Below are 7,818 nucleotides of genomic sequence, written 5' to 3' on the forward strand. Positions count from 1 at the left end.
CTCCTTCCTTACTCATACCGGGTAATATAGACCTTTGTGGCACGGATCTCCCCGTTCTCCTGTGTCTCGCCATAAACAGCAACTCCGGTACTCTTCTTCACCTGGGAAGCCGCGGCATCCTCAAAGCGTACATCCCCTGTCTCACTGTTAAAAACGGCGATCTGGAACGTACAGTCCTCCCCGTAGGAAACCGTTGTACTCTCCATCCCACTTTCCATGCCGGGCGCAGCCTCCACTGCCGTCTGCCCATGGTCTTTGTCCTGGGTGGGGATTACCTGGAAGCTCCCCTCCTGGAAATCGGATACCGTTCCTTTTAAAGCAGCATTGTCCAACAGCTCATCCCCGCTTCCTTTTCCGGATGAATCTGTGTCCGCATTCTGGCTAGTACGTGCAGGAGCGTTTCCTCCCGTACCCTCTCCGGTATGGGAGCTGCCGCATCCTGCCAGGGCAAGAGTGCAGACCAGAAGTAAAATTGTGATTCCTTTTTTTCTGTGTTTCATTTCCATCATCTCCTTTTCGTTTTTGCAGTCCCATCATACAGAAGAACCTCTCTAAAACTCCTCAAAAACAGAATCCATTTTCCATCTTTTTTTAGAGAACTTTTAGAAGGTTTCTCTGCTATACTGTTATCTGGAGACAATATTAATAAGAAGGAGACATCCATTATGATAAAAGTATTACTTCTCGAAGATGACATGGACCTTAGCAGTGCCATCCAGCAGGAGCTGATCCGAAACGGTTATTCTGTGGACTGCTTAAGCGACGGGGAAACGGGAATGCTGTACGCGCTGAATAAGGACTACGGCTATGACCTTGCCATCGTAGACCGTATGCTGCCTGTCATAGACGGCCTGACCATCATAAAAGCCATGCGGCGGAAGGATATCCAGATCCCGGTGATCATTATTACCGGAATGTCCGCTCTGGACGACCGGATTGACGGACTGGACGGCGGCGCGGATGATTATCTGGTAAAGCCCTTCCATATCCGGGAACTCCTGGCAAGAGTGCGTGCCTTGACACGCCGCCCTGGGAAAATGCAGGAAACCCAGGTACTTTCCTATGGAGATCTTCACCTGGATGCTTCCGCCCGCCTTGTCACCTGCAAAAACCATGAGCTGACACTGACCGCAAGAGAGACGGAGCTTCTCAGTGCCTTTATCCAGCATCCGGGAACCGTCTTTTCAAGGGAGCAGCTTGTCCTTAAAGTATGGGGCAGTGATTCTGAGATCGAGCCGGGAAACGTGGACAATTACATTTCCTTCCTCCGAAAACGGCTCCGGGAGCTGAAAAGCGCCTGCGAAATCAAGACGATCTACGGCACAGGCTACCGATTGGAGGGATCAGCCCATGCTTAAACAATTACAAACCCGGTTGCGGATCTTCCTCGTTGTTATCTTTATGGCAGTTGTCTCTTTGATCCTGGGATTTTCTTTCTGGAATACCTGGCAGGCAAGCCAGATGGCGGATGTTTCTTACATCCAGCGCATGGCTTCCCTGATCATTTATCAACTGGAGGCGGACGCCTCAGGACCGGAAGACCTGCTCTCTGATTACGAACGGGAAATGAATGTGTATGCCATTTTAAAAAATGGCACCGGGCAAGTCCTATACCAGAGCAGTCCGGACACCCGTACAGACTTTGGCACACTGGGGGAAATCGCCCAGGAGAGTATCGACATGGTTTCCGCTGGAGACCATGGGGATCTGCCGAAAATAACAGACCAGGGCGGTTACGGAGAAATCGAGGGAAACAGCCATGACCGTTATTACGTGATCCCTGCGGTCATCAGCACAAAGTCGGGACAGTGGTACTCTCTGGTGCTGTTTTATGAACAGACCTCCATCCGGGAGCTCCTGCTCCGGCAGCTTCCTGCCTACGGCAGTATCTGGCTGCTGGCGTTTGGCTGTATCCTGTTAGTGAGCCGTTTCCTCCTGCGCCGGGCATTTGATCCAACCGAACGCGTGTTGAAAGGACAGAAAGACTTTGTTGCAGCCGCTTCCCACGAGCTGAAATCTCCTTTAGCCGTCATCATGGCAAACTCTGAGGCGATAGAAACCATCGGCGGACAGGAGCCCCAGATCCAGAACCATCTAAACGTGATTGATACAGAATGTATGCGGATGTCAAAGCTCGTTCGGGATATGCTGCTGCTCGCCTCCTCTGATGCCGACAAGTGGACGGTCCACAGGCAGAAGATAAATATTGATACCCTACTGATCACACTGTTCGAGGCTTACGAACCGATATGCAAGGGGAAATCCATTCAGCTTAAGCTGGCTCTGGAAGAGACAGAGTATCCACGCCTTGATACCGATCAGGAGCGCCTGTACCAGATCTTAAGCATCTTTCTGGATAATGCCGTCTCCTACTCCCTGGAAAACAGCAGCATCGAAATCCAGACCAGACAGACCACCAAAGAGCTGACTTTTCTGGTGGCAGACCACGGGAAAGGGATTGCCAAGGCGGATCAGCCGTTCATTTTCGACCGGTTCTACCGCGCGGATAAATCCCATACGGATAAATCCCACTTTGGCCTGGGACTGAGCATCGCGGAAGAACTGGCGAAGATACTGGCAGGGAGGATCGGATTTGAAGATACTCCCGGCGGAGGGGCGACCTTCTTCCTGACATTGCCGATAAAATAACAGGCTTTCGGAATACTTGGTATATGTCACAAAGAGACGACTTTTAGAAACCATTATTCTGTGCAGCAGACACGCACAACAGAACACTCATATATAGACAGGTATTATTCTGAAATGATAAAATAAAACAAATTGGAAGTTGTGGAGGTAAGATAATGAAAAAAATTATAACTATTTTTAGTGTTATATTTATACTCACATCACTAACAGCCTGTTCACCAGACTTCAATGGAAGCAGAACAGGAAATGACAAGCAACTAATTATGGAATATACAGCGTTTAATACTACTGATTCTCAAGATTTAGTTGTTGAAGCTGGGGATACCATTCATACGGAAATTGTAATTGAGGACGGACAGTTATCATATAAAATTCAGAAAAATGATGATGAACCTATCGCTGAGAGTGAAGGCATTTTCTTTTCAGTAGACTTTGATGTTGAGGTAAAAGAAAGCGGAACATATACAGTAACAGTAACAGGAGAAAAAGCAAAGGGAAGCGTAAAATTCGTAGTAGAAAGTGCGGAGTGATTTACTGGAACAAATCAGCAAATCCTAGCTTATCAAACTGTAAAAATTGAAATTTAAGGGGGTTTTGCATGAAAAATAAGGATATTGTAAAATATTTCTATGAAGTTATTATTTCGGATAATTTACTTGATGAAATCTCTAAATATATATCAGAGAACTGTGTTCAAAGGATTGGAGAAAAAGAAATGTTCATAGGAATAGACGGAATGAAAGAACACCTACTAGCGTTGAAAAAGACTTATCCTGATTACACTATGAAAATTATCCGTCAATATGAAGCAGACGATTATGTTATTTCAGAATTTATTATGAAAGGTACTCATGCGGGAGACTTTCTCGGAATAACACCCACAAATAAGATTTTGGAAATCACAGGGGTGGATATTGATAAAGTTATAGATGGAAAAATTGTAGAACATGGCGGTGCTACAAATACCTTTGAAACTTTTTTTGAACACCACTTAATTCAATCTGTATAAATCCGAGTTTATAAAGAAAGCGCCGGGCGCAGAGGCCAAACAGCCCCCGCGCCCGGCACTTCGCTTGTAGTTGCTTATTCGTCCGTAAGCTGGAACCGCTACGCCTCAAAGTCGGCATCGCTCATGGTGTCCAGCTTATCAAGTGTCTGGCGGGCCAGCGCCCGCATTTCCTCGTCCATATCCGGCATAGCCGCCCGGACAGCCGCCGTCCTGCGCCGGTCGCTCTTGTGATACAGACAGATCAGGTTTTCTTCCTCCACGGTAAAATACATTTCTCATACCTCCAATTCGTTTGACTTGCTTCTGGCCGGGGCCTTTTTCGGGGCCTGGGTCTGTTTTGTTTCGGATAGCTGCTTTCAGATGGAGGCTTTATTATATCTCATTCAATTATACAAATTTTATTTCCACATAAATATATTTTCTTTTTTCTGACCTTATACACTACCTAATCGGCTTTTATTATAAGAGGTTTTCTACTTTTTTAAGAGCAAGATTCACCTGCGTAACTCAAAACCCATTTCATGGCTTTTGGTTCCCCGGCAATCTTGATGGGGATTTCGGTCTACGCTCCGCTCCGGTCCGTGCTAAACGGATGTCCGCCGGACATCCAGCACCCCCATACCCTCGATGCTGCACATTTCCCATGTGCTGTATGGCTCCTATTTACATAGTCGCAGCATGGCAGAGACTGCCACGGGTAATATAAGGAAAGGAAGATTTATGGCAAGACCAAAGAAAGACAAAGCGTTGCGTCACACCCATCCGGTTATGCTCCGTCTCACAGATACGGAATACGAACTTGTCTCCTCCCATGCGAAAGCCGCCCATCTGCCGCTGGCGGAATACAGCCGCAGGCTGGTCACGGGGAAACAGGTCAAAATCAAATATGAGCTTGTGGCCGATTTGCCGGAAATCAAAAAAATGACAGCACAGCTCGGAAAAATCGGAAGTAATCTAAACCAGATTGCCCGTCACTTTAACAGCGGCGGCATCCATTCCCAGGAAATGCGGAAAGCCATCAACCGGGGGCTGGCGGATATTTATGAAATGAAATATGAAGTGCTGAAACTGGCAGGTGATTTGCTCTCCGCCGCCGAAAATTCCGAAGCAGGCGAAGGCAACACGGGAGGTACACATGGCAATCCTGAAACACATCGCAAGTAAAAATGCCGATTACGGGGAAGCGCAGCGTTATCTCATGTTCCAGTATGATGAATATACCGGGAAACCTATTCTGGATGAAGATGGAAGGCTTATCCCCCGTGAGGAATATTATCTGGATGGCATCAACTGCGATCCCTTTACCTTCGATATGGAATGTAAGGAATTAAATGCACAGTGCAGAAAAAACCAAAATTATGATGACATCAAATCCCACCATTACATCATCAGCTTCGACCCGAAAGACACAGAGGATGGACTTACCGGGGAACGGGCGCAGCAGCTCGGCTTAGAGTATGCTCGGAAAAATTTCCACGGCCACCAGGCTCTCGTCTGTACCCACACGGACGGCAGCAATGAAAGCGGCAACATTCATGTACATATCGTGATCAACAGCGTAAGGAAATATGATGTGGAGCGTCAGGACTTTATGGAGCGGTCTACGCATCCGCTCCGGTCGGCGCTAAACGGATGTCCACTGGACATCCAGCGCCCCTGTGATTCCCATTCCGGTTACAAGCACCATCTTACCAACGATTACCTGAATTATCTGAAGCAGGAAGTGATGGATCTCTGCCATCGGGAACAGCTTCATCAGGTAGACCTGTTCGCTCCTGCAGAAAAGAAAGTCACTGACCGGGAATATCAGGCAAGACGCAGGGGGCAGAAAAAGATGGAGGAACGAAACCGAAAGATGGCATCGGAGGGCATTACTCCCCGAAAAACGACTTTCGAGACGCAGAAAGATTTTCTCCGCAGCGCCATCGACGAAGCGGCGGCATCCTGCGCTTCTTTGGAGGAATTTCAAAACTTCTTATGGGAAAAGTATCGGATTTCCTTCAAAGTCAGCCGTGGCCGGTTCAGCTATCTGCATCCGGAACGAAATAAGGCGATTACCGGAAGGAACCTGGGAACCCGTTATGAGAAAGCGCATCTGCTGTCCGTATTGGAGAAAAATGCGAACTTCCATGAAAATGCTTCTGCCGGACTGCCGACTTTCCTGTTTATCAAATCCAACCTCCGTCTTGTCACGGATCTGCAGAGCTGCGTCAAAGCACAGCAGAGTGCAGCTTATGCCAGGAAGGTAAAGCTGTCCAATTTACAGCAGATGGCCAAAACCGTCGCTTACATACAGGAGCATGGGTATCAGAGCGAGGACGATTTAGCAGACGCTTTCCAAAAGGCGCAAACCCAGGCTTCCCAAATGCGAAAAGCACTCCGCAAGACAGAGCAGGACTTGAAAAGCGTCAATGCACAAATCCATTACACCGGACAGTACCTTGCTAATAAATGCAATATCTCGGCTCTAAGAATAAAAAGAAGTTCCGTCAGAAACATCAGTCTGAAATCACGCTCTATGAGACGGCCCGGAAAGTGCTGAAGGAACACACAGACGGCGGAAAGCTGCCTTCCATGAAAGCGCTGAAAACGGAAAAAGAAGATCTTCAGGCACAGAAGGACAGTCAGTACGAAGCCTACCAGAAACTCCGTAGCCATGAAAAAGAGCTAAAGACCGTGCAGGCAAATGTGGCTGCCATCCTGGGGAAAGACCTTTCCCGGCAGGCAGAACAGGATAGAGAAAATACTCGTTCATAGAAATGAGACGATTTCTCTGCATTATTATTTTAAGTGTGCATATACTTAAAATAGAGCTAAATTGCGGGATTGACTTTTTGCGTCAGTTTTGCTATATTTAGTTCAGTGATCGTGTTACGGAAACTTGCGAAGCCCGTGACCGGGGGAGAACCTGCGGGTCTCTCCCTCTTTTATTTTAAGGAGAACAAAATGGCATCACAAAAAACTTTTACGACCTTTTCCGAGCAGATTGACCTTCTGAAAAATGAAAAACATCTTGTCATATCTGACCCTCAATCTGCTGAGAAATTTTGAAAAGAATTGGATACTTTCCTTTATTCGGCGGTTACAAACATTTATTCCGGATACCGCTGACAAAGAAATATAAAGACGGAACTACCTTTGATGAAATCGTGGCTCTTTATGATTTTGACTCTGAACTGCGGGAACTTTTTTTCAAATACCTGCTTCAGATTGAGCGTCATTTACGTTCTCTCATGTCCTATTATTTTTCAGAAAAATATGGCGAAGCGCAGACGGCTTATCTGGATCGGCACAATTACAACAACAACCGCCAAAATCAGAAAATTATTGTACGCCTGATGGCCACTTTGCAAAGAGCAGTCACAACCACTGACTATGTTTATATCAACTATTACCGGACTACTTATGGGAATATCCCATTATGGGTACTAATCAATGTGTTGACTTTCGGAAATTTATCAAAGATGTACAAAGTATTTCCGCAGTCTCTGCGTTCAAAGATTTGCAAAGATTTTGGAATTATCAACCAGCGTCAGCTAGAACAGTTTTTGTCCGTATTGACAAAATTCAGAAATGTATGCGCTCACGGAGAAAGACTATTTACCTACCGGACAATCGATAATATCTCCGACCTTCCATTACACCAAAATCTGTCTATCCCTAAAAACGGTATTCAGTATGTATACGGAAAAAATGATTTATTCGCTGTTGTGATTGCGTTCCGCTACCTTCTGCCAAAAGAAGATTTCTATTCATTTAAAAGAAAGCTGACCGTTGCGATTGGAAAAAGCAGCAAAAAACTGATACATATTACAGAATCTGAACTTTTAGAGCATATGGGTTTTCCTGCAAATTGGAAAGATATTTCCCGTTGCCGGATAACCCCTTAAAAGAAAAAGAGGAAGATGCCGCCGCAATAAGGCCAACATCTTCCTCCCATTTTATTTCTTTCTCCGCTCCAAATCTTCCTCTGCCGCCATCTGCGGCGCTGCTCTCCCACTTTTTCCCGCAATCTCGGCCTGCTTCAGATGGAGCCGATCCAGGACAGAGATACGCTTCCCAATTTTCCGTGGTTTTGGCGGAAGGTTATTCATCCGTCCGTCGATCATATTGTAGTTTTGTTCTTCTGTTATCTCGGCGCTCCTAAGATATTCCCCGTT

General features: G+C 46.4%; 9 protein-coding genes and 1 pseudogene. 7 read left to right on the top strand and 3 right to left on the bottom strand.

The window, feature by feature from the left end; genetic code table 11:
• Positions 1–8: 8 nt before the first annotated feature.
• Positions 9–500, bottom strand: a complete 492-nt coding sequence (locus B5F53_RS19010) for a hypothetical protein (RefSeq protein WP_087227001.1) — start codon at positions 498–500, stop codon at positions 9–11.
• A 165-nt stretch (positions 501–665) separates the two neighbouring features.
• On the opposite strand from B5F53_RS19010, the gene B5F53_RS19015 reads away from it, so the two are divergent.
• The 4 genes from B5F53_RS19015 (at position 666) to B5F53_RS19030 (ending at position 3,658) form a co-directional block, all read left to right on the top strand.
• On the top strand, positions 666–1,358 hold the full coding sequence (locus tag B5F53_RS19015; RefSeq protein ID WP_087227004.1) for a response regulator transcription factor: 693 nt from the start codon (positions 666–668) through the stop codon (positions 1,356–1,358).
• The gene (locus B5F53_RS19020; RefSeq protein ID WP_087227008.1) at positions 1,351–2,649 is read left to right on the top strand and encodes a sensor histidine kinase; all 1,299 of its coding nucleotides are present in this window, start codon (positions 1,351–1,353) and stop codon (positions 2,647–2,649) included. Before B5F53_RS19015 ends, B5F53_RS19020 begins: the two co-directional genes overlap by 8 nt.
• A 155-nt stretch (positions 2,650–2,804) precedes the next feature.
• Positions 2,805–3,179, top strand: coding sequence for a hypothetical protein (locus tag B5F53_RS19025; protein WP_087227010.1), 375 nt, complete (start codon positions 2,805–2,807; stop codon positions 3,177–3,179).
• A 68-nt stretch (positions 3,180–3,247) separates the two neighbouring features.
• The gene (locus tag B5F53_RS19030; protein WP_087227012.1) at positions 3,248–3,658 is read left to right on the top strand and encodes an ester cyclase; all 411 of its coding nucleotides are present in this window, start codon (positions 3,248–3,250) and stop codon (positions 3,656–3,658) included.
• A 98-nt stretch (positions 3,659–3,756) separates the two neighbouring features.
• Here the strand turns inward: B5F53_RS19030 and B5F53_RS19035 are convergent, their stop codons facing one another.
• On the bottom strand, positions 3,757–3,930 hold the full coding sequence (locus B5F53_RS19035; protein WP_087227014.1) for a transposon-transfer assisting family protein: 174 nt from the start codon (positions 3,928–3,930) through the stop codon (positions 3,757–3,759).
• 448 nt (positions 3,931–4,378) lie between these two features.
• Between B5F53_RS19035 and B5F53_RS19040 the strand changes: the two genes are divergently transcribed.
• The 3 genes and pseudogenes from B5F53_RS19040 to B5F53_RS19050 all read left to right on the top strand — a co-directional run bounded on the left by B5F53_RS19040 (position 4,379) and on the right by B5F53_RS19050 (position 7,548).
• Positions 4,379–4,822 carry a plasmid mobilization protein gene (locus B5F53_RS19040; protein WP_087227016.1) on the top strand — a complete coding sequence of 148 codons (444 nt, stop codon included), beginning with the start codon at positions 4,379–4,381 and terminating at the stop codon, positions 4,820–4,822.
• Positions 4,794–6,415 (top strand): annotated as a pseudogene (locus tag B5F53_RS19045) (relaxase/mobilization nuclease domain-containing protein). Before B5F53_RS19040 ends, B5F53_RS19045 begins: the two are co-directional and overlap by 29 nt.
• 290 nt (positions 6,416–6,705) lie before the next feature.
• Entirely contained in the window at positions 6,706–7,548 is an 843-nt protein-coding gene (locus B5F53_RS19050; RefSeq protein WP_242970376.1) for an Abi family protein, read from the top strand.
• Between the two features lie 51 nt (positions 7,549–7,599).
• Here B5F53_RS19050 and B5F53_RS19055 read toward each other — a convergent pair.
• Positions 7,600–7,818: DUF4316 domain-containing protein (locus tag B5F53_RS19055; RefSeq protein ID WP_140398286.1), on the bottom strand; the 219-nt coding region annotated here is incomplete at its 5' end.

The sequence above is a fragment of the Blautia sp. An249 genome (assembly GCF_002159835.1).
GTDB classification, from domain to species: domain Bacteria; phylum Bacillota; class Clostridia; order Lachnospirales; family Lachnospiraceae; genus Blautia_A; species Blautia_A avistercoris.

What these genes read in the sequence shown, in the direction of transcription:
- B5F53_RS19010 (WP_087227001.1), bottom strand. Translation starts at nt 500, where the DNA reads ATGAAACACAGAAAAAAAGGAATCACAATTTTACTTCTGGTCTGCACT.
- B5F53_RS19015 (WP_087227004.1), top strand. Translation starts at nt 666, where the DNA reads ATGATAAAAGTATTACTTCTCGAAGATGACATGGACCTTAGCAGTGCC.
- B5F53_RS19020 (WP_087227008.1), top strand. Translation starts at nt 1,351, where the DNA reads ATGCTTAAACAATTACAAACCCGGTTGCGGATCTTCCTCGTTGTTATC.
- B5F53_RS19025 (WP_087227010.1), top strand. Translation starts at nt 2,805, where the DNA reads ATGAAAAAAATTATAACTATTTTTAGTGTTATATTTATACTCACATCA.
- B5F53_RS19030 (WP_087227012.1), top strand. Translation starts at nt 3,248, where the DNA reads ATGAAAAATAAGGATATTGTAAAATATTTCTATGAAGTTATTATTTCG.
- B5F53_RS19035 (WP_087227014.1), bottom strand. Translation starts at nt 3,930, where the DNA reads ATGTATTTTACCGTGGAGGAAGAAAACCTGATCTGTCTGTATCACAAG.
- B5F53_RS19040 (WP_087227016.1), top strand. Translation starts at nt 4,379, where the DNA reads ATGGCAAGACCAAAGAAAGACAAAGCGTTGCGTCACACCCATCCGGTT.